Genomic DNA, 26,976 nt, shown 5'->3' with positions numbered 1-26,976 from the left:
CTACTCACCAAATTGAATTCGGTGCAGTTGTGCATAAGCACCATCTTTTTCAATCAATTCAGCGTGTTTACCGCGTTCAATGATTTCACCTTCATCAACAACCAAGATTTCGTCTGCTTGTTCGATGGTAGAAAGTCTGTGAGCAATAACCAGTACGGTTTTGTTCTTTTGCAGCTCATCCAACGCAGCTTGAATAGCACGCTCAGATTCGGTATCCAACGCTGATGTTGCCTCATCCAGAATCAACACTGGGGCATCACGCAGCAGTGCACGCGCAATAGCAATACGCTGACGCTGACCACCGGATAAGCTTGTTCCGTTCTCACCAATAATGGTATCTAGGCCATGCTGCATACCCTTAATAAACTCCATTGCATGAGCTAAACGAGCAGCTTCTTCAATTTGCTCTCGAGTGTATTCACCCTCTGCTGCATAAGCGATGTTGTTCGCAATGGTGTCATTGAATAAATGCACGTTCTGCGACACTAAAGCGAAGTGTTTACGCAGGTTCGTTAATTTGAAGTCACGAACATCGTGGCCATCAAGCTCAATAGAACCAGAGTCCACATCGTAAAAACGTGTAAACAGGTTGGCAATGGTCGATTTACCCGAACCAGAACGCCCCACCAGAGCGACCGTTTTACCCTGAGGGATCTCAAAACTGACGTGTGATAGCGCTGGCTTCTCTTTACCAGAATAAGTGAAAGTCACGTCTTTCACTGCAATCTCACCACGAACCTTGTCCGTTTCGAAAGTACCGCTGTCGCGTTCGGTTTCGAGATCCATAAGGTTGAAAAGTGTTGCACTTGCCGCCATACCGCGTTGGAATTCTGAAGTCACGTTGGTTAATGCTTTTAAAGGACGCATCAAACCAAACATTGCTGAGAAAACCACACTAAAAGTACCCGGAGTCAGTTCAGCACGAATGCTGTCATTACTGGCAAGCAGTAACACTGTCACTAACGCTAACGACGCAATCATTTGAATCACAGGATCAGCGATCGATTGTGCCGCAACCATCTTCATGGTTTGCTGACGCATGCGATTACTCACCTCATCAAAACGTTCACGTTCTACAGCCTGACCACCGTAGCTCAATACGACTTTATGGCCTTTCAGCATCTGCTCGGCCGACGAGGTAACATCACCCATCGTGGTTTGCATATTTTTAGAAATCTTGCGGAAACGCTTAGAAACGAAACGGATACCCATAGCAACTATCGGTGCAACAACGATCAGTACTAACGAAAGCTGCCAGCTGTTCCAGAACATCAGTGTGAGCAAACCAATAATGCTTGCACCCTCACGCACGATACTCACTAAAGCTCGGCTAGTTGCACCAGAAACTTGTTCAGAGTCGTACGTAATACGTGACAATAAGCTACCGGTTGGTTCTTTATCAAAGAAAGTGACTGGCATGTGCATGAAATGGTGGAAAATAGCGCGGCGCATTTGCATGACCACATTACCGGAAACCCAACTTAGGCAGTAGGAAGAAACAAATCCACTCAGGCCTCGAACAGCCATAACACCAAGAATAATAAACGGGATTACTTGTAAGAAATTAGATTCAACGTCACCAAAACCTTCGTCAAGAAGAGGTTTCAGTAGAGAAATCATGTAGGTATCAGAAACAGCATTCACAATTAAAGCAATGACAGCGACATATAGCCCTGTTTTGTAAAGGCGGATGTAAGTCCACAAGCGTTTAAATGTTTGCCATGTTGTTTCGTCGGTATTCAGTGACATATAAGTGCTTATTCTTATTTCAATATTGGTCGTCATTCTACCTCTTTACGCAGCATCTGCCTATACCAAGGGATAATCCCATCCTGCCGAAGAGTGGATAAGTGACGACTTTCTGCTCTATATTTCAAGGTTATCTGGCCGCTCTCTCCTGTGTCGTACCATTCAGAGCCCAAACTGGTGTACCTGTCGACGATATCAGGGTGAGGAAGATTCCATCGATTCGTTTTATCTAACGATGCAATCGCTATTTGGGGTGACACACGCTCAATAAATGCCTTTGTAGAAGACGTTTTGCTGCCATGATGAGGAACGATCATGACATCACTTTGCAACATTGCATTATCTCGAGCCAATAACCATTCACCAACAGCAGTAACATCCCCAGAAAGCAACACGCTGTGAGCATGTTTCATATCTGAAATGCGGACTACACATGAATGCTGATTGAAGGCTCGCTCGACTCGCTTTGGCGGCCATAGCACAGAGAAATGCAGACCTTGCCACTGCCACTCTTCTCCCCGCACGCATGCCAAAGCGTCTTCGATATACTGACTGGAATAGACATTACGAGGTAGAAGTAGCCGGTCGAGATCCTTTCTGCCACCGGCATGATCATCATCAAAATGGCTGTATATCACTGCATCAATCGTGTCTGTTCCCCTTTTTGCAAGCAGCGGTGCAATCACAGAACGAACATAGCTGCCGTTCTCCCAGCTGCTTCCTGTATCGTAAAGCAAGGTTTTACCGTCTTTTTCGATCAAAACAGCCAGACCGTGACCAACATCGAGCACATCCATCCGCCAGTCATAAGACGGAGATCTAAACAACAAGGTTGAGATCAGAACTATCGCTAGCAACATCTGGCTAAGACGGCTTACAACCATCCGTAGTAGCCAAACTAGGGTCAAAATCAGCATCAAATGAAGAAGCCATTCACTGATGTTAATCCAACCTGAAGTCGCGTAAGGAAGCGCATACGCCAGTGGTTGAAAGGAAAAGTCGACGAGTTGCCACAAACCGTCGCTGTAAGGGAAATCGAGGCAAGTAGCAATTACCGCCACAAAAAGTACAGGAATGATGAGAAAAGAGAACCAAGGAATAAAAGCCATATTGAATAGGGTTGATACCCAGCTTACTCCACCAAAGAAGTAAGCACTTACAGGTGCCATCATCAGCACCAACATCACCTGCCCTGCGATAAATCGCGTCCACCACTGTTTCCATTGTGCAGTGATCGAACAGAGATAAATCACAATACAAACGGCAATAAACGAAAGCCAGAAACTGCTCGCTAATGAAGCAAACGGGTCAATCATCAAGACTGCCGCTAACGTAAGTAAAATTCGTCGAGATACAGATACATGAATCCGTAAGGCAATAAGCAGCACATTGAGCAGACACATAATCAATGCTCGCTGCGTCGGGAGCGTAAAGCCAGCAAGCCACGCATAGCACACCGCGAAGGATGCGCCCAAAATAAAAGGAAACCATACGAACATAGGATGGAGTCTTGATACTCCTAGGCCAAGTACATACCCTATCCCAAATGCAATACCTATATGCAGACCTGAAATCGCCACCAGATGAATCAACCCGCTGTTTCTCAGTTGCATCCAATCTGTTTGGCTCAACCCAGAGCGTTCGCCGAACATTAAAGCGGTGATCATTCCCTTAAATGGGCTATCTGATATTTGTTTTTGAACCGAGTCGTAAATCCAGTTTCGCAGGCTTAATCCGGAGCTAATCTGAAAGCGGGATTTGTTAACGACCGATGCCCTAGCTACCCAACCTTGGCTTAAAGAGTAGGGTTCGACATCAAATCCAACTTCATTCAATCTGCCAACAACAGGTTTCACTTTGACTGAAAATTCAAAGTGTTCGCCAATTTGCAACGGCAAAGGTGATATTAAGCGAATACGCGGAGGGAACCATGTAGTGACAACATGGTCATTTATTTGATGTACGGCAACAGAACCTTCGTATCCATAACTTATTTGTTTAAAAAAGCTGTCAACTTTTCCTTTTATGGTAATATCCAGCCCTGCTTGAAAAATGCTACTGGATTGAGTTTTTACTACGTTGCCATGTGTTATTATCACTAGCAAAGCGAGTACGATCCCGCCCCATCTTCTAAGCTTAGTGAATCGGACACTAAGAATGATAAAAAGTGGGCAAAATAGCGCAAAACCCAAATCTGGCATATAAGGCCAATAGGGCGATGACAAAACAGTGAGCGAAAGCGAAGCAAGCGTCCAATTTTTCGATAAGAGAGTCATGGTTCCCTATGCCAAGAAAATTCATCAAAAAATTTATGCCTAACCATGACGTTATTAAGCGTCAAAAGGCATTAAAAATTTTTGGCAATGTTCTATATAACCCTAACTTGTGGTGTCTTAATCGACGCTCAGCAGCGGGTGCGTTTGCTGTTGGTCTCTTCATGGCGTTTGTTCCATTACCGAGTCAGATGATCATGTCCGCCGGTATAGCCATCGCTTTGGGTGTTAATCTACCGTTATCTGTTGCTTTGGTTTGGATTACAAACCCAATTACCATGCCGTTTATTTTCTATATCGCCTATAAGCTTGGCGCTTGGTTACTCAATATCCCGCCACAGAATTTTCATTTTGAACTGTCTTGGGATTTTCTGGCACACCAAATGGGCACTATTGCTCCACCATTCCTGTTAGGATGCGCGGTTTGCGCAGTTGTGGCATCAGTGGTTGGCTATTTCGGTATTCGTGGCTTATGGCGTTACTCTGTAGTAAGAAGCTGGCAGAGACGACGTACGAAAATAACCTGAAAACCTAAAGAGAAAATAACGGACGTTCTAACTTGAGATGAACTTATTGCTCAGCAATGAAATGAATGTAGCGCGAACATGAAAAAAGGACCTTACGGTCCTTTTTTTGCTTTTCCATCATCTAGCTAAAATCGCTAACGCTGGCGTTTTATTTGCTGCTCAGAACAGAGGCCGGATTGAGCTTACTCGCTCTGGAGGCTGGATACCAAGTTGCCAACAAACTTAAGGCAATTGCAGTCCCTGACACTAAGAAAACATCTCCGACAATCACTTGCGACGGTAAGAAGTCCACAAAGTAGATATCTCCAGATAAAAATTGATGACCAATCAATGACTCTAGAGCTTTCACCATAGGTGTGAGATTTAAAGCCACCAGCACGCCTAACACACTGCCGACAACACCGCCAAGCACACCAGAAAACACGCCTTGCCATACAAAAATACGTTTAACCAAACCATCGCTCGCGCCCATGGTGCGAAGAATCGCGATTTCTGCAGCTCTGTCTTTTACTGCCATCATCAGTGTCGAAACGATGTTGAAACTGGCCACACCAATAACTAGCACCATCACCAGATACATGATGCTGCGTACCATTTGTATATCTCGATAAAGGAAACCGAACTTTTGTTGCCAGCTTCGAAGGTAGACGTATTCATTTAGCGTCGTCCCCACTTCTCGCACCACATTCGTTGCTGCCAGCACATTACGCACTTTGATTGAAACACCGGTAACCGCAGCGCCCAAGTTTGAATATTGCTGCGCATCTTCAATCGGCAGGAGTGCCAGACTGTGATCAATTTGCCCATTCAAGGCCAAAAGCCCTGCAATTTTTACTCGAACCCGCTTTGGTGCTTGAACTCTGTTTTCGCTGTTAGAGCTAGGGATCATCAAGGTGATGAAATCGCCAACCTTAGCATCCAATTTATCGGCTACACCTTTGCCCAAAATCACTTGCTGCTGACCAGGCGTAAAAGCTTGCCAAGCATTATCAGTCACATATTGAGAAAGGCTGGATACCGCTCGCTCCATCTGAGGATCAATACCTCGAACTTCGATGGCTTTGAGCTGAGCACCTTTTTCTGCCAGCGCTGTCATCTTCACATAAGGCGCAGCAGCCTCTACTTCAGAATTTTCATTAGCTTTTTTAACGATGTCCTGCCAGTTATTAATCGGCTGGCGTACACCTTCAAACTCGCCGTGTGGGATCACAGACAGCACTCTGTTTTGCAATTCGCGCTCAAAGCCGTTCATTGCAGAGAGACCGATAATAATAACCGCGACACCCACCGCAATACCGATGGTTGAAGAAAGAGAAATAAAGGAAACCATTTTATTACGCTGTTTTGCGCGACTAAAACGGCCGCCAATGAACATTGATAGTGAAGAGAACACTACGCCTCCTCCACATCAAGCAACAATCCATCTTTCATGTGCATCTGGCGATCCATTTTCGCCGCAAGTTCTCCGTCATGGGTTACGACTAGGAAAGCGGTTCCCGATTCTCTGTTCAGTTCACGCATCAGATCATAAATAGACAATGCCGTTGTGTGGTCCAAGTTACCCGTTGGTTCATCAGCCAACACGAGATCAGGTTTGTTGACCAATGCTCGAGCAATCGCAACACGTTGACGTTCGCCACCAGACAATTCCGAAGGACGATGCTCTAAACGATGACTCAGCCCTACTCGTTCCAGCAAGGCTTGCGCCGATGCTTTCGCTTCAGAAACTTTCATCCCACCAATGAGAAGCGGCATAGCCACGTTTTCCAAAGCAGAAAAGTCTGCCAACAAATGATGGAACTGATACACAAACCCCAGGTGTTTGTTGCGAATTTTCGCCTGCTTGTTGGAATGTAAACTCGTCAGATCTTGCCCAAGAAACTCAACACTTCCTTCGGATGCATCATCAAGCGCACCGAGAATGTGTAATAGGGTACTTTTACCCGAGCCGGAAGAACCGATAATTGAGACGAGTTCCCCACGCTGAATATCGAAGCTGACGCCTTTTAATACCTGAGTTTGTAGTTCGCCTTCTTGGTAAGTTTTGCAAACTTGGTGACAACGTAAAAGGTTATTCATAACGTAAAGCCTCAGCGGGTTTAACAGATGATGCACGGTAAGACGGGAATAAAGTCGCTAGAAGACTTAGGCATATCGCCAATACCACCACAATAAAAATTTGGGTTGGATTGATCACCACTGGCAGCTCGCCACCCAGCGAGAACAGAGCTACACCCAAGCTATCCAAGATGGTATTCAGGTTACTCGCCAGCAACACGCCTAAGGTTCCACCTACGATGGCACCAATCACACCACTGCTGGCTCCTTGAACCATGAAAATCGCCAACACTTGGCGGTCTGTCATGCCCTGTGTTTTCAAAATCGCAACTTCGGCCTGTTTCTCCATCACCACCATAATCAGGGCTGAAATAATATTAAAAGCCGCTACACCGACAATCAGTCCAAGCATTAAGCCCATCATGTTCTTTTCCATCCCTACGGCTTGGAAAAGTTCACCACGCTGCTCACGCCAATCTGTCCAATGCCAGCCTTCTGGTAGCTTGGTGTTCGCAAGCTCACCGACGACAAATGGGTCTTCAAAAAACAGACGCCATCCCGATACCGTGTTTTGGTTAAATCTCAGCAGTTTTCCGGCGTCACTGATATGGGTAATCATTAATTGCCCGTCAACATCGGAACCCGTGTTAAAAATTCCCGCAACAGTAAAATTGCGCTGGCTTGGAAGACGTCCCAGAGGAGTGAACTGACTGGCACTGGTGACCATTAATCTGACTTTATCGTGCAGTGATACGTTGAGATTGCGAGCCAGTGTATGGCCCAAAAACACTTGGTACTCTCCCGCTTTAAGCGCCGAAAGACTTCCAGCAATCAGATAATCCATGATTGGATCTTTGTCACTAGGCTCAATCCCAACCATGAGCCCAGCAGCTAATTGAGACGGGCTCTGTATGACCGCTTCACTGCGGACAATGGGTTCAGGGCTACGCTGAGTAGATAGCTGAGTAATAAATTCAGGAGCTTGTTCTGTTAGCGTCGTTTTATCTTGAGCTTGAGAAACAACGGCTTGTGGCAACACGCCAAGAATGCGACTTTTAAGCTGTGCCTCAAAGCCATTCATGACGGAAAGAACGGTAACCAGAGACATCACGCCTATCGTAATACCAGCAGTAGACATATAAGACACGAATCGACTGAACCTATCACCGGAGCGTCCTCTGAGATAACGCAGGCCGATAAAGGTCGATATCGGATGAAACATAATAAAAACCAATAAAATAAGATGCCGATACTGTAACTATAAACCCGCCAAGGTTGTAGCTTTTCTTTGCCAAATCTATGTAAGAGCGCAAATTATTGATGAGGAAGAAAAGCTTTCTTGCTTCGAACCTATCTCTGCTAACAAAAGCCAACATTTACGAGAAAAACAATTAATTGCGCCCGATGGACAGGCATAACTTGATTACTTGGTCGGTATGGCGATAATCAACAGAGAAAAGAAGGAACTTATATGACAGATCAAGAATTTTTCACTGTACATCATGCACTCACTATCAATGTCGAGCCAATGTCGGACGATTTCGTTTTTCCTTCTTATGAGCATTTCGTTGCTGAGATCCCCGCGCCATTTGTCGTTGCCAGCGAGTTCAGTCAGTTGGACCAACTCAATGATGCTGCGAAGTTGGAGCTCAAAAACAGTGACTTCAAACATGTTGTCCAGTTGCTGGATACTCAGAACTCAAAGCTGAATCTGTTATTAACCTTCATGTTGTCCCAACAAGATGAACCAGAGCTGCGCCACCAAACCACTTCTTTTGGGGCAAGCCAGTTATCCTACTTGACCGATAAAACGCCAGCGGTGGGCACTAAGCTGCGCATCAAGCTATTTATAGAACATCCTGCGGCGGCAATTTATTGCTATGCCACTGTCCATAGCATTGAAGAACACGATGCTGAAAAAGTCGTCACTGTAAAATACGATTTGCTGCGTGACACTGACCAAGACTTGCTGATCAAAGCTGCCCTCTATCAGCAGCAAAAACTTCTGCGTCAGCGCTCTTTGGATAGAGATAAAACATAAGCGTTTCCATGACTAAAAATACACTACTTTCTTTGAATCCGGCATCCACTGCCGGAGACAAAAAGCACATAGGTAACCTGAAAGGTGCCAGTTTGGCATTAGCCATCTCTGAAATAGCGAATGGTCATTCAGGACACACATTGTTAGCGGTGCCTGACCCACAAACCGCACTGAAACTGCTTCATGAAATTGAACAGTTCAGCGAGCACGAAGTCGCTCTTTTCCCTGACTGGGAAACCTTACCGTACGATAACTTCTCGCCTCATCAGGAAATTATCTCTGACCGTATCTCCCGACTGTATAAGCTGCCTACGCTGAAGTCAGGCGTTACTATTGTACCGGTAAGCACACTGCTTCAACGCCAAACGCCGCGTGACTTTTTGCTTCAGCACACCTTGATGGTAAAACGCGGTGATCTTTTCTCGTTAGAAAAACTGAGAATACAGCTGGAAAAATCTGGTTATCGCCATGTAGACCAAGTGTTTGGCCCGGGTGAGTACGCGAGCAGAGGCTCGATTCTTGACCTGTTCCCTATGGGCAGCTCAGATCCGTATCGTATTGATTTCTTCGACGATGAAATTGATACCATCCGCACGTTCGATCCAGAGAACCAACGCTCAATTGAAGAAATTCAGGAGATTTGTCTGCTTCCGGCGCACGAATTTCCAACAACAGAAAGTGCGATTGAAGATTTTCGAACTCGCTGGCGTCAACGCTTTGAAGCGCGTCGCGAGCCTGAGTCGGTTTACATGCAGGTTTCAAAAGGCACTTGGCCTGCTGGTATTGAATACTGGCAACCACTGTTTTTCGAACAAACCGAGACTCTGTTTGATTATTTGCCAGCGGACAGTCAGCTTATTTCTGTTGGGGATTTAGAAAAATCCATCGACCAATTCTTAACAGACGTCGACTACCGATACGATCAGCGCAAAGTAGACCCACTGCGTCCTCTGCTTCCACCAGAAGAACTGTGGCTTAAGAAAGACGAATTGTTTACACAGTTCAAGGATTTGCCTCATACCGTGATGAGTATCGACCCTGTGGCTGAAAAAGCCGGTCGCACGAATCCTGATATCAGCGCTCTTCCTACGCTTGCCGTTCAGCACCAAAACAAAGAACCGATGGCGGCACTGCGTCAGTTCAGCGAGCAATTTACTGGCAAGATCATCTTCTCCGTAGAATCGGAAGGTCGACGTGAAGCCTTGCTTGAACTGTTACAGCAGATCAAGCTTCGCCCACTCAGCAAAGGCTCATTTAGTGAAGCGCTACAAAGCAGCGATAGATTTGCGCTGATTCTAGGCTCCTCAGAGCATGGTTTTATTTTTGGAACCGACAAGGTCGCACTGATCTGTGAAAGCGATTTATTGGGTGACCGCGTCATTCAACGCCGCAAAAAAGATCGTAAAACCACCAATAGCGATGCCGTAATTCGCAACCTTGCTGAACTCAAGCCGGGTCAACCTGTGGTTCATATTGACCACGGTATCGGCCGTTACGTCGGTCTACAAACATTGGAAGCCGGTGGTTTAACCACAGAATACGTAACACTGGAGTACTTGAATGAAGCCAAACTCTATGTTCCGGTTTCATCACTGAATCTGATTAGCCGATACTCAGGCGGCGCGGAAGAGAGTGCGCCGTTACACAAACTGGGCAGTGAATCATGGACTAAAGCTCGTCGCAAAGCCGCTGAAAAGGTTCGTGATGTCGCGGCTGAATTGTTGGATGTCTACGCCAAACGCGAACTCAAACCAGGCTTTAAGTTCACTCTGGACAGAGACCAGTACGCAACATTCAAAGCGGGATTCCCATTTGAGGAAACCGATGATCAGGCAATGGCAATTAATGCGGTACTGTCTGATATGTGCCAAGCCAAAGCAATGGATCGACTGGTGTGTGGTGATGTGGGCTTTGGTAAAACTGAAGTGGCGATGCGCGCGGCGTTCTTGTGTACGGATAACAACAAACAAGTTGCGGTATTAGTTCCGACTACCCTGTTGGCGCAGCAACACTTTGAGAACTTCCGTGACCGATTTGCCAACCTGCCAATTCGTGTCGAAGTGCTCTCTCGCTTCAAATCCGCCAAAGAGCAAAAGCAAATTCTACAAGATGTGGCTGAAGGCAAAGTCGACATCTTAGTCGGGACGCACAAGCTGCTTTCTAACGATATTAAGTTTGCTGATTTAGGCTTGCTGATTGTTGATGAAGAACACCGTTTTGGTGTTCGTCAGAAAGAAAAAGTGAAAGCAATGCGTGCGGATGTGGATATCCTGACTCTCACAGCAACGCCAATACCGCGCACATTGAATATGGCAATGAGTGGAATGCGAGATCTGTCGATAATCGCGACCCCACCTGCTCGTCGCTTGGCAATCAAAACCTTTGTCCGCCAAAGTGAAGACAGTGTAGTTCGTGAAGCTGTTCTACGTGAAATCATGCGTGGTGGTCAGGTTTACTTCCTGCATAACCAAGTCGAAACCATCGAAAAAGTGGCGGAAGACTTAGCCAAGCTGGTTCCTGAAGCTCGAATTACCACTGCTCACGGGCAAATGCGCGAACGTGAATTGGAACGCGTGATGAATGATTTCTACCATCAGCGCTTCAACCTGTTAGTGTGTACTACCATTATTGAAACAGGTATCGACGTTCCGACCGCCAACACCATTATTATGAATCGCGCGGATTCATTAGGTTTGGCACAGTTACACCAATTGCGTGGTCGTGTAGGCCGTTCGCACCACCAAGCTTATGCGTACTTGTTAACACCGCCACCAAAAGCAATCACTAAAGATGCAGTCAAACGTCTTGAAGCTATCGCTTCGTTGGAAGACCTAGGTGCAGGCTTTACGTTAGCCACACACGACTTGGAAATTCGAGGAGCTGGTGAACTGTTGGGCGATGAGCAAAGTGGTCAGATCCAATCTATCGGCTTCACGCTTTACATGGAGATGCTGGAGCAAGCTGTTGAAGCATTGAAATCGGGTAAAGAACCATCCTTGGATGACTTACTCCGCGAACAAACAGAAGTAGAAATGCGTTTACCAGCGCTGTTACCGGAAGACTATATCCCTGATATCAATACGCGTTTGTCTATGTATAAACAAATTGCCAGCGTCCATGATGAAAGCGAACTTGCCGAACTGAAAGTAGAACTGATTGACCGATTCGGCAAATTGCCAGATGCGGCTTTAAATCTGCTTGCTCTTGCACAGCTTAAGCTTGATGCTGCACAACTTAAAATTCGTAAAATTGAAGCCCACGAGAAAGGCGGCTATATCGAGTTCTATCCAAATGCTGACATTAACCCTATGTTTTTGGTTAAACTGTTGCAGTCTCAACCGAAAAAATTTGCGATGGATGGTCCAACCAAATTTAAGTATGCGTTACCATTAGTCGACAGAAGAGAACGAATTCAGTTTGTTGCAGACATGCTGGGTGAATTCCAGCAAAATCTACTTCCAACAGCGTAAAGGCCTCTCTGAAAAGAGTGAAGCCTTAAAAATGATGTAAGGTGCGAAGCACCGAATGACGGAGTCATAATGAAAAAACTGATCCCATTACTGCTTTTACTAGTTTCTATGCCTAGCTTGGCTCAGAGACAGTTTGATATTGAAGTCATCATCTTCAAAAGAGCAGTAGATGCAGAAAAAATCAGCGAATCTTGGCCAGATAACCTGCCTGAAATTAACATGGCTCGAGCTGGCAGCTTTTCTGATTCTGCTTATCGTCAATCAAAAGGCGTTAAGATGCTTGCCTATTCAGATTATCAACTTAATGACCAAGTCCAAGAGTTGAAAAAGCACGCTGGCTTTAACGTCTTGCTACACACAGCATGGCGTCAGGGTGATGAAGGAAGAAGTTCTGCACCTGTATTCCATATTCAGGCAGGTAAAGATTACTCGCGTCAATATCGTCCTGATGGCAGCGCCATTAATAGCGCTACCACACAAACATCGATTGATGGTGTGACAGAACAAAGTATTGCTAAACCATTTTATGAGCTAGACGGTACCTTACAGATTTACGTTCAGCATTATCTCTACGCTGAAGTGATGATGGACTTAAAAGAGCCGAGTGTTCGTGAAGTGTTGATACAGGATACGCCGCTAGAGCTGACAGCTACTGAGGAACAAGCCGACGGCACGGTTCAGGCGGGTAACTTAGCGCCTGTTTCTCCAACAAGAAAAGTAGAAAGCTTCTTGAAAAGCTATCGCATCGACCAGAAAAGACGTATGCGCAGTAGCGAAACACACTATTTGGACCACCCTTTGATGGGCATGATTATCCAGGTGCGAAAAGTAGCAGAGCAGTAAATATATTGAAGCGCCCTATGGGCGCTTTTTTGTATTCATAAAACCAAGAGATTACACCATGCTGCCAGACTTTCAGATTGTGACTCAGCGACTACAGCTAAGGTTGCTTAAGTTAGAGGAAGCCGAAGCCTTATCCGGCTGCATTCGTCACTCCCTATCTCTTCATCAGTGGGTTGACTGGTGTCACGACCAGTTTTCCGCGAAAGATGCCGAGCAGTTCATCTTAGCGAACCGTCTAAACTGGGTAAAAGCGGATGCTTATGGCTTTGGAGTGTTTGACAAACAGACGCAGACATTAGTCGGAATGGTCGCAATCAACGAATTCTATCGCGTATTTAATATGGCGAGTTTAGGTTATTGGATTGCCGATAATCATCAGCACAAAGGTTATGGAAAAGAAGCCGTCGATGCATTAATTGAATTCTGTTTTAGTCAGCTAAAGCTCACCAGAATAGAGATTGTGTGTGATCCTGAAAACTTACCGAGCCAAAAGCTGGCATTAGCGTGTGGCGCATTGAAAGAGCACATTGCCCGCAACCGATTCATGTTTAATGACCAGCCCAAAGACGGGATTGTGTTCTCTTTAATTCCTGACTGAATACTGGTTAAACAAACGAGCAAAACCGATAGAACCAATAATCAAATTGCCAGACATAAAAAATCCCACTAGATAGTGGGATTTTTAAATTGGAATCAAAGCCGATTAGTGCAGTTTTAAGTTAGGACGTAGCACTCGGTTAATACGCCCAACCAACATCATCAGACCGGTTTTGAAAATGCCGTGTAGCGCCATCTGATGCATACGGTACAGCGAAATGTACACAACGCGTGCGATACGACCTTCAACCATCATAGAGCCTTTGGTTAAGTTGCCCATTAAGCTACCCACGGTAGAAAAACGGCTTAGCGAAACTAAAGAGCCATGATCTTTGTACACATAGGGTTTTAGCTCACGACCATTAATCATTGCCACAATGTTCTTAAACGCTTGTGAGGCCATCTGGTGAGCAGCTTGAGCACGAGGCGGTACAAACGAACCATCAGCCTGCGTGCATTGCGCAAGGTCACCAATAACGAAGATATTGTCGTCACGAGTGGTTTGCAGCGTGCCTTTCACCACGAGCTGGTTAATACGGTTAGTCTCAAGGCCTGCGATATCTTTCATGAAATCTGGCGCTTTAATACCCGCAGCCCAAACCATGATTTGCGCAGTAATTTTTTCGCCATCTTTGGTTGTTAAACCGTCTTTTTCTGCCTGTGTTACCATCGTTGCTGTGCGTACGTTAACGCCAAGCTTAGTCAGCTCACTGTGCGCCGCAGACGAGATACGAGGAGGCAATGCAGGAAGAATGCGCTCACCCGCTTCAATCAGGTTTACATTCAGTTTGCTTGAGTCGAGATCGCCGAATCCATAGGTACGAAGTTCTTTCACCGCATTGTGCAGTTCTGCTGACAGCTCAACACCGGTCGCACCTGCGCCAACAATCGCGATATCTACCGTACCGTGACCATTTTTCGCATGCAGCTTCAAAAACTCGTTGTTCATTTCAGTACGGAAACGATGTGCTTGTTCTGGGCTATCAAGGAAAATACAGTTCTCACGAACCCCAGGAGTGTTGAAATCGTTTGAGGTTGAACCGATCGCCATGACCAGAATGTCATACGCCAGTTCACGTTTTGGCATCAACAACTCACCATGATCGTCACATAATTCGCTTAGTACGATTTTTTTACTGTCACGATCAATGGACTCAAGACTTCCTAGCTGGAAATCAAAGCTGTGGTTCTTTGCGTGCGCACGGTAACTCAGTGCATCAACACCTTCATCCAGTGAGCCTGTAGCAACTTCATGTAATAGCGGCTTCCACAGGTGACTGGATTTTCTGTCTACCAGAGTGATATCAGCTCGGTTTTTACGGCCCAAGGTACGTCCAAGCTTAGTTGCAAGCTCAAGACCACCAGCGCCACCACCAACTACAATAATGCGTGTCACAACAACATTCCTCAAAAATAATGAAAAATCAAAGTTCAGCATGAAAATTCACACTGAAGAAATTCTTAAATTCGTACTAAGCTCAACGATTTGAGGCTAATTATTAATGTTTTGGGACAGAAATGGATTTCAATCTAAATTCTAGGCAAGTTTTATCTCTTGCTCTTTATCGTTTTTTTGATATACATCAAATTTATTTCGAGGCTCACATTATATAGAGCTAAATCCTTCACGCAACCTTATATTCACTCAAAATGTAGGGAAATAAACCGTATGTTACATAATAAAAAACGGCCCACTGTACGGCCGTTATTCATATTCAGAACCAATCAAATCAAGCCATCTTAAAGGCTTTTATCGCTTGAAGATGTTGAGAGATTTTCTTGAACTTATGCGACTGGGTATCATCCCATATGATGTCGTAATAATCTTCTAATGCTTTCGCCGTGAGTTGATTATCAAGCATCTCATCGTTACGTGACAGTATCACCAAGCAGCGACCTTTGTTCTTCACTCTATACTGTTCAACACACTTGGTCGCGATGTCCTCATACTCTTCAGGACGGTCAATTTTGCCAGTCATGTTACTTTCTGGGTTGAGATTCGGGTTAAAGATCACTTGTTTGATACCGCACAAAAAGCCGATACGTTCAGACCAGTATCCCCCTAACCCTACGCCACAAATGATTGGGTTTGGATCATTAGAATGCTCAATCACTTTATGGACTTCTTTCAGTAAGTGCTGCATGTCGTGTTTAGGGTGTCGCGTGCTGTAGCTGATAAAACGAACATCGTCGTCAATGAATTGCAGTTGCAGAACTTTTTCGTGGTTCCCTGGACTGGTTGAGTCGAAACCGTGCAAATAAATAATCATAATACTCCCCCGCTCCTTGAGGTTTTAATCTACCACGAACGCTAAGGTTTTAAAGTAAATCGTACAAAAACTAATGAGACATAAACAACAAACAGTGATCCTAACAGCAAAATGTTTCTTTTATTTTAAGAGCCTGATGGTAATAGTGCTCATCTCCCCAAAGCTGAAAAGCAAGCAAGTACCAGAGCATTGCCATCACTGCTGTTCTCGGTAACCACGCTTTCGATCCTTCAATCCAAGTATCGATATCTTCTATTTCTCTCAACTGGCAGTAGCGAGCAATAGCTTCCACTGGGTTCTCGCCTGCTACATCAATACTCAAAGCGAGATCCAATCTTGGATCAGCAATAGAAGCGTATTCCCAATCGATAACCTTGAGGCCATGTTCAGTTTTCACCATGTTATATCCGGCCAAATCAAAATGGCACAACGAATAGCCAACATTGGGCAAACTTGGTGGATTTCGCCAGTCTCGGTAAAGTTTCTCAAATTCGGGAGTTTTTAAGCTCTCTTTAATTTGAAACCAGTAATGGTCAACTCGAGCTAAGAATGAGAAAGGAACAACTGGAATTTTGGTTGTATCAATAGCGTGGATTCTAGATTGTATTTTGAGTAACGAGTCGAAATTCACCCCGTTGTGCAGTGATTCCCCTTCCACCCATTCAACTAACAGCCCTTGATCACTAATGAATATCGGTGCAGGGCCAATATGTGTCGACTCAATCGCCTTAAGAATCTGATATTCCTGAAAACGAGAAATAGAAAAGGCTTTGGTGATGGAGGTATTAGGTCGCCAAACATAGGCTTTGCCTTTCTGACAAACCACTTTCCAACAGCGATTGGTTAATCCACCCGTTAGGGTTTGTGCGTATTCGGGCGGAAAAGAAAAAAATGAGCAACAGACTGCAACGTGGGGTCTAACTGACACGCTTCATGCCAAGACATTCTAGCCATTGCTCACCTCATTCAATTTTCCACATTAGATGGGATTAAAGACCAAGTAAACTTTTAGACTCTTGCTTACGGATTTCCGTTTCATCTGCCCATTCAATCAAGCCAGTTTGCAGATCCATTAAGCGCATTGTCATCTTGTAGTAAACATCTTTATCGCTACCCGCATTCTTCACGATGCTGGCTAGGTTTCCATAGAGCATGTACTGGGCACCCACCATTTTACCGAACTGAATTGCGGTGCTTTGGTTTACTAGCTCATCGTTGTTCTGGAAGTTAAGCTGTTCACGAACTGACTCTACACGGTCCATGTCAACAAATCGGAACTTGCCTGAATTCAGCATTTTGGTGCTGATGGTGTCAGTGATCGATTCAGTATCAATATGCTCACTGGTTTTATTCTTGATGCGCTCAACAAAAACGATTGGACGAGAGTCACGAGTAATCGCCGCCACAGAGCCGGACATCATCATGCTATCTACCATCTCACCAGCGATCTTTTGCAAATCCGTTGAACCAAAATCAACGTTAACCGTTTCTACGGCTTGCGCATCACCGTAACTGACTTTGTTTGAACATCCACCAAGAATCACAGCTAATCCAAGCAACGCAATAACACTCTTTTTCATTTGGCTTCCTCTAAAATTGCCTAGTCGTCAGATTCGCGGATCTGAACACGAAATTGTTTTCCATTTGGATTTACCGACACTTCTGAGATAGAGATACTTTCCATGCCGCGAACGATCGCTTGCTTCCAAGGCGCAAGACGAGTATTCACTTCCAAACCGTTATCGTCATACCAGTAGAATCGGTACTGAATATGTTGGTCGCCTATGTAATTACTGACTAAACGAACCACGCCTCGCGCGTGTCCATCAACGTCTATCGTTGATATATCATCAATAACAAGTCGATTACCTAGTACGTTGTCAGCAAATAATACTCTTTGCGATTCACCTTCAACACTTAATCCTGCTGTGTTTTTACTACAGCCCACTATCGCCAGCGTCGACAGTAAAGCTACAAGCCATTTTTTCATCACAATTTCCCTAGTTGCTTGTGCCACATAGTTGCGTTCGACCCTTGTTGGGAGACCCAAACAAGAGTGGTTCCTTGGTCAGGAACATTGAAGCTGTATGACCTACCAGCAGCATGCAAGGTCTGCTCACCTGATGGCACGATTTCAGTAGTACCGTGAACCGACGCTGGTAACGTAATCCAACTGCGTGTATCTGGTTGTTCTGTCAAAGTATTCCATACATTCAACACTAAGTTGCCAACATCATTGCCGTTGGTGGTTTCTTTACGCAATTGTTCTTTTGCCACCACACGTAAGGCTTGTCGAATAACGATTGCCGGCATCTTTTCAGACAAATTCCGCTGTGCCATTAAATCTACGTTAGTTAGTGCAGAAGAGGCTACCTCTTTATCATTCAATTGAATATGAAACTTCTGCTGCACTACGCTGTTGTTATAGTACGGTAAAGCTAAAGAATACAGCGCGCTATTACCTCTGCTGTCATAAAGAGGTAAAGATAATCGCCAGCTTTCCATCGCCTTTACAACACCTTGTTCATCTAAAATAATAACTCGCCCTTGGCCTTCTTGCAGAGTTTGTGCCGAACCGTACTGTTTTTCCAATAAAGTTAAGTCTTCTTTCATACCAAGACGTTTAGCGACCCGTAAAGTTCCGTCGATGACGGCTTTATTTTTAGGAGCAACCGCTAATGCTCGTCTGTAATCGACATAAGCACTGTTAAGATCGTTTGAAGCTTCGTAAAGGAGTGCAGAAAGATAGAGTAGATAGCCATTTTGCACAGCCTGCAATGTTTTGCCTGCATCTGGATATCGAGAAAGAACACTGCCCAGATTGGCACTGACGCCGTTTTCACGCAGCTCACTTTGAGCACGTTCAAGTTCAGCTTCACGATTTGCGCGAGCCTGTTCCTGAACCTGATTCGCTCGGCGCATTTCAACTAAAGCACCATCGAGATCATTGGCTTTCACGTAGTTCAGGCCAAGGTAGAGATGCAGGAAACCTAATTCATAATCCGCAGGCTGATAATCATTTAAGTTGTCGTTGACCGCGAGCGAACCTACGCTGGTCGCTGTGTCTGAAACTGAAATGATCGCCTTGCTCTGCTGCTGTTTTATCGCTTGATCTGAAAGCTCTAGTGTTGCTTTACTTTCGGTATACTGCTGATTTAAAAAATAGACGCGACCTTTTTCCAGATTGTCCAGAATATCGCCCGCAACATAATCTTCAAATAAATCGGTAGCTTCAGAGTATTGCCCCTGCTTGACCGTTTGATATAACTCTTGGTTCTGGGCGCTGTAATGACTGAACAGGTTACCTGCCGTCATATTGGCACATGCACTTAACAGCAAACAGGCTATGGGAACCGTAATGTGTCGCTTTTTGGCCTTCACCACACACTCCGCAAAAATTAGGATGGAAACAATAATGCCCCGTTGGTTAACAGGGCATTATTCATACTTAACTCATCAATAGTGGACCTAGAGGGCGACCACCGACAAGATGCATGTGGATGTGGTAGACTTCTTGGCCGCCGTGTGAGTTGCAGTTTACTAGTAGACGATAGCCGTCTTCTGCAATGCCCTCTTCTTTCGCCAATTTCTTAGCCACAGTAAACATACGACCCAAAGCAAGCTCGTCACTCTCTTCCACATCATTCACAGTAGGAATCAACTTATTAGGAATGATTAAAATGTGGCTTGGAGCGCGAGGATTGATATCTCGAAATGCAGTAACTAAATCATCCTGATAGAGGATATCTGCTGAGATCTCTTTGCGAATAATTTTACTGAAAATGGTTTCCTCAGCCATAAAGTGCTCCGTAGTAGGCATTTTGTATAAATCATTGTGCATTTGAGTATGCGTCAAGGTGCTTCAAACCTCAATACAAAACATTATCCAGTTAACAGAATTCAATTTTCACGCCAGCTAAATTACAATTTTGTAACTTTCCTCTAAAAACTGTCGATTAATCATTCATAGAATATCACTTGCTTGTCTAGTCGTTGAGCCATTTGCCATAGAGCAACTTTTAGTTTTTTTATTTTTTGAGAATGTATTTATTGGGGGTAGAAGTATGCAAGGTTCCGTAATAAGACGGATGTATGCTGGTTTTGCATTAATTATCGTCATGTTCGCTGTAACAGTTGCCATCATGATGAGCGGAATGAACCAAATTCATTCTAATTTTGAAAGTGTATCGAAAACAGCTCTTCCGCTTGTTTCTTTATCCAATCAAACTAGCGTTCAGTTATTGTCTGCAGACAAATCATTTAAGGACTTTCTGACCACTCAGAACCTTGAACGAATGGACGAAATTCGCAGTTCGTTTGTTTCTGCCAAGGACAAGTTCAGCGAAACATTAAATCAGCTACAGGAAGCCAGTGTTTCACACTCCGATCTGATTGAGCGCGTCGAAACGCTTAAACAATTAGAAGACCGTTATTTCACCGAAGCCGATAAAGCGATGAATAATTATCAGGCAATGTTTGATGCGCAAGCTAAGGTACAAAAATCAACTCGAGAGTTCCAACGCTTACAGGCAGAGCTGAGCGCTGGCATGAAAGAAGCCGTTGACGGTGAAAACAATATTTCAGTCAAAGTGATGGCGAAAAGTTACTTCATTAAACTTCGCGATGCCGAGGTAATCACTTCAGATGCGTTGGCAAGTAGTGATGTCGCTTTTGTTGAAAAAGCTGTAGCACTGAACAAAAAAGCGGTTACTCATCTGAACTACGCATATCGCGGTCTGGTAACTCAACTTCCAGGTCTTAAAAGTGTATTTGAAAAGAAAGTTGAGCAATTTACTCAAGACATCGGCAAGAAAGGCGGCGTACTCGACCAACACAACGAATATCTTAAAGCTCGTGCTGCACTCTATGAAAACATTGGTAACCTTGCGGCAGAAATCGATAACGCAATGACCATTTTGGATTCATTTAACGAAGCCGCGACCAACGATCTAAACGGCTCATTGGTTGAAGCGGGTGATGTTTATCAACAAGGTCTCTACAAAGCAGTTGGTATTGGTATTGCTGTACTTGTTGTTGCCATCGCTATTGGCTACCACTTAGCTCAAAGTGTACGTGAACCTCTGAAACGCATTCTTACCACACTAGAAAGCTTAACTGATGGTGATATGACGCAACGTATCGATATTCGTTACAACAACGAATTCAGTCGTGTGAGTGGTCATATCAATACCCTCGCAGATAGCCTGCATGACATTCTGAAAAAGCTCAACCAAGCATCAGATGCCCTAACGTCTACAGCAAACAACAACCAAGCAACATCACAAGGCGCACAGTCTCAGCTAAACAATCAACGTGAACAAACGGCGAGCGTTGCAACAGCAATGACAGAGATGGCGCATTCAGTGGGTGAAGTAGCAAATAGTGCTCAAAGCTCTCTGCAGATGGTTCAGCAAGTTGAAACCGCCTCTGAATCGGGTCGAGTAATCATGAGCCAAAACATTTCGACCATTAACCAGTTGGAAGCTCGATTGAATGAATCAGTGGAGGCTACTAACGATCTACGCCGAATGAGCAGCCAAATTGGCAGCATTCTCGATGTAATTCGCAACATCGCAGAGCAAACCAACCTACTTGCACTAAACGCCGCGATTGAAGCAGCGCGTGCGGGTGAGCAAGGTCGAGGTTTTGCTGTGGTTGCTGATGAAGTACGTGTTCTTGCACAACGCACGACCGAATCAACCGCTGAAATCGAGAATATGATCAGTAACCTTCAATCAAGCTCTACTTCAGCAAGTAAAGTGATCGAAAGCTGTATGAAAGATATGGAGCAATCTGTTGAGCAAGCGTCAAATGCCAACAGCGCAATGGAAGAGATACAAGCACTCATCATAGAAATCAGTCAGATGAGTACGCATATTTCACAAGCAGCAGCAGAACAAAACGAGACAACAACAAGTATTGCCCGCAGTATTGAGGACATCAACTTGATCTCTGATGAGAGCTATCGTGCAATGGCTGAAATTGCAGATAACAGCACGAACTTAACCCAACTAGCAGCACAGCAAAGTTCGTTAGTACACAGATTTAAATTGTAATTTTACTGTGCACTTTAAGCTCAAGATTGTAATCATTGAGTAAAAACTACCATAAGGGTGACCTTTTCTATAAGGTCACCCTTGTTTTTTACGTCTCGCACCGTTATATGATAGCTATGGCTTGCGGCAAACCTTTCATACTTAACTCTTTTTGCAAGCCAAACATGAGGAAAAACTATGGCTGTTCATGTTGGCATTATTGACCAAGACCCCGTCCGTCTGGTTACCCCACTTTTAGATAACAGAACTGCAAGTCGTCATATTGTTTTTGTTGGGGATAGCTCGCAAGAAGCAATGTATCTTCGCCTGAATAAAGTACTGAGCCAGCGAGATATCACTTCCGAGTTTTTCGAAATTCCGGCAGGTTCTAACGTTGCCGAGATCAAGAAAGCGGTAAATGTTCTTGCTGATGACTTAAAGCAACGCAACCTGCCGATCAAACTGAATGCAAGTTGCGGTCTCAGACACAGACTTCTTTGTGTTTACGAAGTATTCCGCACCTATCACTGGCCAATATTCGTCGTGGAACCTAACAGTGATTGTTTATGCTGGCTTTATCCAGATGGCAATACGGATACTCAGGTACAAGACCACATCACCATCTCTGATTACCTGACCATATTCAGTGCTCGTGGTGAGTTCAGTGAACATAACATCCCACCTCAGTTGGATGAAAAACTGTATAACTTGGGTGAACGTTGGGCGGGTAATGCTTTAGAACTTGGTCCTGGCTTAGCAACACTGAACTATCTAGCAACAACATGTCGTAAAGAGCAGCGGTTAGATGTAGAGCTTTCTGAAAAACAGCAAGGCTATCGTGAACTGAACATGTTATTGAATGACTTGGTTGAAACAGAGATTGCCACCTATGAAAATGGTGTTCTCACGTTTGCAAACGAAGATGCACGTCGATTTTCGAACGGCGAATGGTTAGAAACTCTTGTACACAGCACTGTTAAGCAGATTCAAGATGACTTACCGACCATTCAGGATCGTTCTTTAAACGTTCAGGTTTACCGTCAGTTGGGTGAGAAAGAAGTTCGTAACGAGCTGGACATCGCAACCGTTGTTAACAACAAGCTGTATATCATTGAGTGCAAAACCAAAGGTATGCGTGATGATGGCGATGACACCTTGTATAAACTGGAATCTCTAAGAGACTTGCTCGGAGGGTTACAAGCACGAGCGATGTTAGTAAGCTTCAGACCTCTACGCCATAACGATATTACTCGAGCGGAAGATCTTGGGCTCGCATTAATCGGCCCTGAAGAGTTAAAAGATCTCAAAACACACCTTACAGCTTGGTTTAAACAAGCCGGTGGCAGAGAAAACATTTAGATATATAGCGCGATTAAAAACGCCCGCTTTCCAGCGGGCTTTTCTATTAGGAATCGTCTTCAGTGAAGTTCGATGGCAGAGTATCTTTCATCTTGTTCCAGATCTGAGCACTATCAATGCCATAGTGACGAATCACACCCGGTAGCTGTTCTCGATCGCCCGAGCAGCAAATCGCCAATAGTTCTCGATAAAACGCCAGAGAGCGTTCTCGAGCTTCTGGATTCGAGAAATAATAACTTCCCACACGGTCGTAAAGCTTTCTCACACCGTTAAAAATCAAACCGTAGATTTGGTTACCAGAATGGAATGCTAAACGCTGAAACAACATGTAGTCGTAATAGTTAAAAGTCTTAGCAATCAACACTGACTGACGCTTTTCTTCGTCTTTCTCACCGTCATCTTTAACATGCTGCTGTAACTTCTCTGCAAATGGCCAAGATGCCATAAATGCATCCCATGACTCAGCAGCCAGAAGCGCTTCACACGACTCAATCACATTAGTAATTGTACGTTCTGAATTCTCTTTATTTACCTTAAAGGCATAACGCATAAAGATAGGGCTGATATTTGTACGAGCCGCTAGTAGGTCTTCAACAATACTGGTTGCATTGTCTGCATCTAACGTCATTAACGTATCTAAAATATGTAAACCAGATGTTTCCATGAACTGGTTCACTTTCGTTGGCTTACCATGTTGAATAGTCAACCAACCATCTCGTGCCAAACGCTGAAGAACTTCACGTAACGTTGTTCGAGTAACACCTATAAGTTCAGAGAGTTCACGCTCTGCAGGAAGAATGGAGCCTGGTGGGAAACGACCGTTCCAAATGCTTTCGATGATGTATTTTTCTGCGAAACCTGCTGGGCTTTTTGCCTTAATAACCATTAAGTACTTATCCAGTTTTCTATTTATTAGATTCAAATGTGACTCATCATACCACTAGTTATCACCAAGCGGAAACAAAGCAGCCCTAAACTTGTCACAAAGCTAACGCATGAAAAAAGAATTCTCCGACGAACCAATTCCTCACCTTATTTAAGTGCTTAAAATATGTTTCAAAATATTTCAATTGGTAACTTTTAATGCACAAAAACCACATAAAAAAAGAGAGTTTAATCACAATAATAATTGAACAAATAGCAAAATAAACTTACCTAAATAGAGTAATTTACGTGAGCTTTGTAGTATTTACGCACATTTATTAATCCTATAGGCTTGAAAATAACTTTTTAATTAGCTTCAGGTTATAAATGAAGCCACAATATCCAGCTAAAAAATAAATAATCCTAGCTTCAACACTTTCAAGCAGATTGTTGACTAAATAACTTATGCAGGTAGAGTTGCGGTCGAAGTCTAGAGTGCTTGTTTTGATCAGGGAGTGACTTGGCAAGGTTCTAAATAGGCAAATTTCATTATTGCCTCTCTAAGTCACTGTTGAAAGACTTTGATTCCAAACCTATTGAGGTTCAAATCAAAGCTTGCACATATCCTTGTTAATTTTTTTATAACAGTGAGAGTAATTACCATGCCGATGTCCCTTGGAAACGCTTTTATCAAGAATTTCCTAGGAAAAGCACCTGATTGGTACAAAGTTGCCATAATTGCCTTTCTTATAATTAATCCAATCGTTTTCTTTTTTATCAATCCGTTTATTGCCGGCTGGCTACTTGTCATTGAATTTATTTTCACTTTGGCAATGGCACTTAAGTGCTATCCGCTTCAACCTGGCGGTTTATTGGCAATAGAAGCAATTGCGATTGGGATGACTAGCCCAGGTCAAGTAAAACACGAATTAGTTGCCAATATTGAAGTACTGCTTCTACTGGTATTTATGGTTGCAGGTATCTACTTCATGAAGAACCTGCTGCTGTTTATATTCACTAAAATACTGCTTGGTATCCGTTCAAAAGTTGCCCTTTCCGTTGCGTTTTGCATTACTGCGGCATTTTTGTCCGCTTTCTTAGATGCTCTAACCGTTATTGCTGTGATTATTAGTGTCGCTGTCGGTTTCTACTCTATTTATCATAAAGTTGCTTCAGGGAAGACATTCAACTCATCACATGACCACACTCATGATGAACACATTTCAGAACTGACTCGTGATGATTTAGAGAACTACCGTGGCTTTTTGCGTTCACTATTAATGCATGCTGGTGTAGGTACCGCTTTAGGTGGCGTAATGACTATGGTTGGTGAACCTCAGAACCTTATCATTGCAGATCAGGCTGGCTGGTTCTTCGGTGAGTTCTTAATCCGCATGGCTCCTGTCACTGTCCCAGTATTTTTCTGCGGTATTATTACCTGCGTATTAGTCGAGAAATTTAAAGTGTTCGGCTACGGCAGTGAGCTACCAGCCAACGTTCGACAAATTCTTATCGATTTTGACACAGAAGAGCGTAAAACGCGTACTAATCAAGATGTCGCTAAACTTTGGGTACAAGGCATCATCGCTGTTTGGCTAATTGTAGGTTTAGCTCTTCACTTAGCAGCCGTTGGTCTTATTGGACTTTCTGTAATTATTCTTGCTACTGCATTTACTGGTGTTATCGAAGAACACTCAATGGGTAAGGCGTTTGAAGAAGCATTGCCATTTACCGCCCTACTGGCCGTGTTCTTCTCGATTGTTGCGGTAATCATTGACCAACACTTGTTCAAGCCAATCATCGATGCAGTGCTTCACATTGAAGACAGTGGCACACAGCTAGCCTTGTTCTATGTAGCAAATGGTCTGCTATCCATGGTTTCGGACAATGTGTTTGTTGGTACTGTGTACATCAACGAAGTTAAAGAAGCCATGGTTCAGGGAATTATTACCCGCGATCAATTCGATTTGCTCGCCGTTGCTATTAACACTGGTACTAACCTACCATCTGTTGCGACACCAAACGGTCAAGCCGCGTTCCTGTTCTTGCTAACTTCAGCACTGGCTCCGCTAATTCGTCTATCTTACGGTCGAATGGTAGTGATGGCGCTGCCATATACCATAGTACTTACATTGGTAGGCCTAGCTGGCATAATCTTCCTAGCCGAGCCAATGACGCATATGTTCTACGATTTAGGCTGGCTTTCTCATCATCCTATTAGTGCCGTTGGTAGCCTTGCTCCAGAAGGACACTAAAATTTGTATTGAATAGGAAACTATTTCAAGATAAAAAGCTCTGATAACTCAGAGCTTTTTTATTTAAACGGTAAGGATCAACTGTGAATTTCTTTTCTAAATTGCACACATTTTCTAAAAGCCGAATCTCATGGATGTTGTTGTTGGGATTTGTGCTGTTTTTTGAAGCGTGTGCGCTTTTCTTCCAGCATGTGTTGGTGTTAGCACCATGCGTGATGTGTATTTATGAACGCGTTGCGATGTTGGGAATCGGTGGTGCTGCAATTGTGGGATTAATTGCACCTAAGAATCCACTGTTTCGTTGGTTAGGCTTTGCGGGTTGGGGTTATAGCGCCTACAAAGGTTTAAAGCTTTCGCTCCAGCACGTTCAATATCAGTTCCACCCGTCTCCTTTTGCCACCTGCGATGTGTTTGTTCAATTCCCGAGCGGGGCACCACTAAACCAATGGTTCCCTTGGATGTTCGAAGCCTATGGCGACTGTAGTGAGATCGTTTGGCAGTTCTTCGATTTATCAATGCCTCAATGGCTAGTCGTTATCTTTGCCGCTAACCTGTTTGTACTTGCGGTCATTGTTATCTCCCAGTTTTTTAAAGAGAAAAGACGATTCTTCAGCTAACGATAATTCACTGAATGT

At 44.2% G+C, this 26,976-nt stretch carries 21 protein-coding genes and 1 pseudogene; 9 read left to right on the top strand and 13 right to left on the bottom strand.

Annotated features, from left to right (window positions below):
• Together msbA and P4S58_RS04580 are read right to left on the bottom strand one after the other, a co-directional pair.
• Positions 1-1,749 carry a lipid A ABC transporter ATP-binding protein/permease MsbA gene (msbA, locus tag P4S58_RS04585; protein ID WP_102968173.1) on the bottom strand — a complete coding sequence of 583 codons (1,749 nt, stop codon included), beginning with the start codon at positions 1,747-1,749 and terminating at the stop codon, positions 1-3.
• A 32-nt stretch (positions 1,750-1,781) separates the two neighbouring features.
• Positions 1,782-4,025 (bottom strand): DNA internalization-related competence protein ComEC/Rec2, encoded by a 2,244-nt coding sequence (locus tag P4S58_RS04580; protein WP_102968143.1) that lies wholly within the window; start codon positions 4,023-4,025, stop codon positions 1,782-1,784.
• Between the two features lie 8 nt (positions 4,026-4,033).
• Between P4S58_RS04580 and P4S58_RS04575 the strand changes: the two genes are divergently transcribed.
• On the top strand, positions 4,034-4,549 hold the full coding sequence (locus P4S58_RS04575) for a DUF2062 domain-containing protein (RefSeq protein WP_042486712.1): 516 nt from the start codon (positions 4,034-4,036) through the stop codon (positions 4,547-4,549).
• A gap of 148 nt (positions 4,550-4,697) precedes the next feature.
• Here P4S58_RS04575 and lolE read toward each other — a convergent pair whose 3' ends face one another.
• Genes lolE through lolC form a run of 3 tightly spaced genes read right to left on the bottom strand, consistent with a single transcriptional unit; the run spans position 4,698 to position 7,829 of the window.
• On the bottom strand, positions 4,698-5,942 hold the full coding sequence (lolE, locus tag P4S58_RS04570; protein ID WP_102968142.1) for a lipoprotein-releasing ABC transporter permease subunit LolE: 1,245 nt from the start codon (positions 5,940-5,942) through the stop codon (positions 4,698-4,700).
• The gene (lolD, locus tag P4S58_RS04565) at positions 5,942-6,628 is read right to left on the bottom strand and encodes a lipoprotein-releasing ABC transporter ATP-binding protein LolD (RefSeq protein ID WP_102965541.1); all 687 of its coding nucleotides are present in this window, start codon (positions 6,626-6,628) and stop codon (positions 5,942-5,944) included. Before lolD ends, lolE begins: the two co-directional genes overlap by 1 nt.
• Positions 6,621-7,829, bottom strand: coding sequence for a lipoprotein-releasing ABC transporter permease subunit LolC (gene lolC / locus P4S58_RS04560; protein WP_180980280.1), 1,209 nt, complete (start codon positions 7,827-7,829; stop codon positions 6,621-6,623). Before lolC ends, lolD begins: the two co-directional genes overlap by 8 nt.
• A 249-nt stretch (positions 7,830-8,078) precedes the next feature.
• Here lolC and P4S58_RS04555 point away from each other — a divergent pair, with 249 nt between their 5' ends.
• The 4 genes from P4S58_RS04555 (at position 8,079) to P4S58_RS04540 (ending at position 13,559) form a co-directional block, all read left to right on the top strand.
• Positions 8,079-8,648 carry a PilZ domain-containing protein gene (locus P4S58_RS04555; RefSeq protein ID WP_102940662.1) on the top strand — a complete coding sequence of 190 codons (570 nt, stop codon included), beginning with the start codon at positions 8,079-8,081 and terminating at the stop codon, positions 8,646-8,648.
• 8 nt (positions 8,649-8,656) lie between these two features.
• Positions 8,657-12,118, top strand: coding sequence for a transcription-repair coupling factor (gene mfd, locus P4S58_RS04550; RefSeq protein WP_337163023.1), 3,462 nt, complete (start codon positions 8,657-8,659; stop codon positions 12,116-12,118).
• A gap of 69 nt (positions 12,119-12,187) precedes the next feature.
• Positions 12,188-12,961, top strand: coding sequence for a peptidoglycan binding protein CsiV (locus tag P4S58_RS04545; protein ID WP_337163022.1), 774 nt, complete (start codon positions 12,188-12,190; stop codon positions 12,959-12,961).
• Positions 12,962-13,019: 58 nt separating this feature from the next.
• Positions 13,020-13,559 (top strand): GNAT family N-acetyltransferase, encoded by a 540-nt coding sequence (locus P4S58_RS04540; protein WP_337163021.1) that lies wholly within the window; start codon positions 13,020-13,022, stop codon positions 13,557-13,559.
• Positions 13,560-13,664: 105 nt separating this feature from the next.
• Here the strand turns inward: P4S58_RS04540 and P4S58_RS04535 are convergent, their stop codons facing one another.
• The 7 genes and pseudogenes from P4S58_RS04535 to hinT all read right to left on the bottom strand — a co-directional run bounded on the left by P4S58_RS04535 (position 13,665) and on the right by hinT (position 19,627).
• On the bottom strand, positions 13,665-14,954 hold the full coding sequence (locus P4S58_RS04535; RefSeq protein ID WP_102965536.1) for an NAD(P)/FAD-dependent oxidoreductase: 1,290 nt from the start codon (positions 14,952-14,954) through the stop codon (positions 13,665-13,667).
• Positions 14,955-15,288: 334 nt separating this feature from the next.
• Positions 15,289-15,828, bottom strand: coding sequence for an alpha/beta hydrolase YcfP (gene ycfP / locus P4S58_RS04530; RefSeq protein ID WP_042486738.1), 540 nt, complete (start codon positions 15,826-15,828; stop codon positions 15,289-15,291).
• A gap of 100 nt (positions 15,829-15,928) precedes the next feature.
• Positions 15,929-16,782 (bottom strand): annotated as a pseudogene (locus P4S58_RS04525) (phosphotransferase).
• Positions 16,783-16,817: 35 nt separating this feature from the next.
• A complete protein-coding gene (lpoB, locus tag P4S58_RS04520; protein ID WP_102953885.1) occupies positions 16,818-17,408 on the bottom strand; it encodes a penicillin-binding protein activator LpoB in 591 nt (196 codons plus the stop codon).
• Positions 17,409-17,428: 20 nt separating this feature from the next.
• A complete protein-coding gene (locus tag P4S58_RS04515; RefSeq protein WP_237292362.1) occupies positions 17,429-17,818 on the bottom strand; it encodes a YcfL family protein in 390 nt (129 codons plus the stop codon).
• Complete coding sequence (locus tag P4S58_RS04510; RefSeq protein ID WP_443089015.1) at positions 17,818-19,233, bottom strand: COG3014 family protein; 1,416 nt, start codon at positions 19,231-19,233, stop codon at positions 17,818-17,820. The genes P4S58_RS04515 and P4S58_RS04510 overlap by 1 nt, the downstream gene beginning before the upstream one ends.
• 43 nt (positions 19,234-19,276) lie before the next feature.
• Positions 19,277-19,627 carry a purine nucleoside phosphoramidase gene (gene hinT, locus P4S58_RS04505; RefSeq protein WP_042486751.1) on the bottom strand — a complete coding sequence of 117 codons (351 nt, stop codon included), beginning with the start codon at positions 19,625-19,627 and terminating at the stop codon, positions 19,277-19,279.
• Positions 19,628-19,892: 265 nt separating this feature from the next.
• Between hinT and P4S58_RS04500 the strand changes: the two genes are divergently transcribed.
• Positions 19,893-21,884 (top strand): methyl-accepting chemotaxis protein, encoded by a 1,992-nt coding sequence (locus P4S58_RS04500; RefSeq protein WP_042486756.1) that lies wholly within the window; start codon positions 19,893-19,895, stop codon positions 21,882-21,884.
• A gap of 177 nt (positions 21,885-22,061) precedes the next feature.
• Positions 22,062-23,222, top strand: coding sequence for a DUF1887 family protein (locus tag P4S58_RS04495; RefSeq protein ID WP_337163017.1), 1,161 nt, complete (start codon positions 22,062-22,064; stop codon positions 23,220-23,222).
• Positions 23,223-23,268: 46 nt separating this feature from the next.
• Here the strand turns inward: P4S58_RS04495 and fadR are convergent, their stop codons facing one another.
• Positions 23,269-24,108 (bottom strand): fatty acid metabolism transcriptional regulator FadR, encoded by an 840-nt coding sequence (fadR, locus tag P4S58_RS04490; protein WP_042486759.1) that lies wholly within the window; start codon positions 24,106-24,108, stop codon positions 23,269-23,271.
• Between the two features lie 640 nt (positions 24,109-24,748).
• On the opposite strand from fadR, the gene nhaB reads away from it, so the two are divergent.
• Positions 24,749-26,341, top strand: coding sequence for a Na(+)/H(+) antiporter NhaB (nhaB, locus tag P4S58_RS04485; RefSeq protein ID WP_042486761.1), 1,593 nt, complete (start codon positions 24,749-24,751; stop codon positions 26,339-26,341).
• Between the two features lie 140 nt (positions 26,342-26,481).
• Positions 26,482-26,958 carry a disulfide bond formation protein DsbB gene (gene dsbB, locus P4S58_RS04480; protein WP_373279115.1) on the top strand — a complete coding sequence of 159 codons (477 nt, stop codon included), beginning with the start codon at positions 26,482-26,484 and terminating at the stop codon, positions 26,956-26,958.
• The last annotated feature ends 18 nt before the right edge of the window (positions 26,959-26,976 follow it).

Source organism: Vibrio sp. Hal054, from assembly GCF_037162405.1.
GTDB classification, from domain to species: Bacteria; Pseudomonadota; Gammaproteobacteria; order Enterobacterales; family Vibrionaceae; genus Vibrio; species Vibrio diazotrophicus.
Note: the sequence above shows the minus strand (reverse complement) of the source record. Positions and strands in the feature narration are given on the sequence as shown.

What these genes read in the sequence shown, in the direction of transcription:
- msbA (WP_102968173.1), bottom strand. Translation starts at nt 1,749, where the DNA reads ATGTCACTGAATACCGACGAAACAACATGGCAAACATTTAAACGCTTG.
- mfd (WP_337163023.1), top strand. Translation starts at nt 8,657, where the DNA reads ATGACTAAAAATACACTACTTTCTTTGAATCCGGCATCCACTGCCGGA.
- P4S58_RS04495 (WP_337163017.1), top strand. Translation starts at nt 22,062, where the DNA reads ATGGCTGTTCATGTTGGCATTATTGACCAAGACCCCGTCCGTCTGGTT.
- P4S58_RS04580 (WP_102968143.1), bottom strand. Translation starts at nt 4,025, where the DNA reads ATGACTCTCTTATCGAAAAATTGGACGCTTGCTTCGCTTTCGCTCACT.
- lpoB (WP_102953885.1), bottom strand. Translation starts at nt 17,408, where the DNA reads ATGAAAAAGAGTGTTATTGCGTTGCTTGGATTAGCTGTGATTCTTGGT.
- hinT (WP_042486751.1), bottom strand. Translation starts at nt 19,627, where the DNA reads ATGGCTGAGGAAACCATTTTCAGTAAAATTATTCGCAAAGAGATCTCA.
- lolD (WP_102965541.1), bottom strand. Translation starts at nt 6,628, where the DNA reads ATGAATAACCTTTTACGTTGTCACCAAGTTTGCAAAACTTACCAAGAA.
- fadR (WP_042486759.1), bottom strand. Translation starts at nt 24,108, where the DNA reads ATGGTTATTAAGGCAAAAAGCCCAGCAGGTTTCGCAGAAAAATACATC.
- P4S58_RS04575 (WP_042486712.1), top strand. Translation starts at nt 4,034, where the DNA reads ATGCCAAGAAAATTCATCAAAAAATTTATGCCTAACCATGACGTTATT.
- P4S58_RS04515 (WP_237292362.1), bottom strand. Translation starts at nt 17,818, where the DNA reads ATGAAAAAATGGCTTGTAGCTTTACTGTCGACGCTGGCGATAGTGGGC.
- P4S58_RS04540 (WP_337163021.1), top strand. Translation starts at nt 13,020, where the DNA reads ATGCTGCCAGACTTTCAGATTGTGACTCAGCGACTACAGCTAAGGTTG.
- P4S58_RS04500 (WP_042486756.1), top strand. Translation starts at nt 19,893, where the DNA reads ATGCAAGGTTCCGTAATAAGACGGATGTATGCTGGTTTTGCATTAATT.
- lolC (WP_180980280.1), bottom strand. Translation starts at nt 7,829, where the DNA reads ATGTTTCATCCGATATCGACCTTTATCGGCCTGCGTTATCTCAGAGGA.
- nhaB (WP_042486761.1), top strand. Translation starts at nt 24,749, where the DNA reads ATGCCGATGTCCCTTGGAAACGCTTTTATCAAGAATTTCCTAGGAAAA.
- P4S58_RS04545 (WP_337163022.1), top strand. Translation starts at nt 12,188, where the DNA reads ATGAAAAAACTGATCCCATTACTGCTTTTACTAGTTTCTATGCCTAGC.
- P4S58_RS04555 (WP_102940662.1), top strand. Translation starts at nt 8,079, where the DNA reads ATGACAGATCAAGAATTTTTCACTGTACATCATGCACTCACTATCAAT.
- ycfP (WP_042486738.1), bottom strand. Translation starts at nt 15,828, where the DNA reads ATGATTATTTATTTGCACGGTTTCGACTCAACCAGTCCAGGGAACCAC.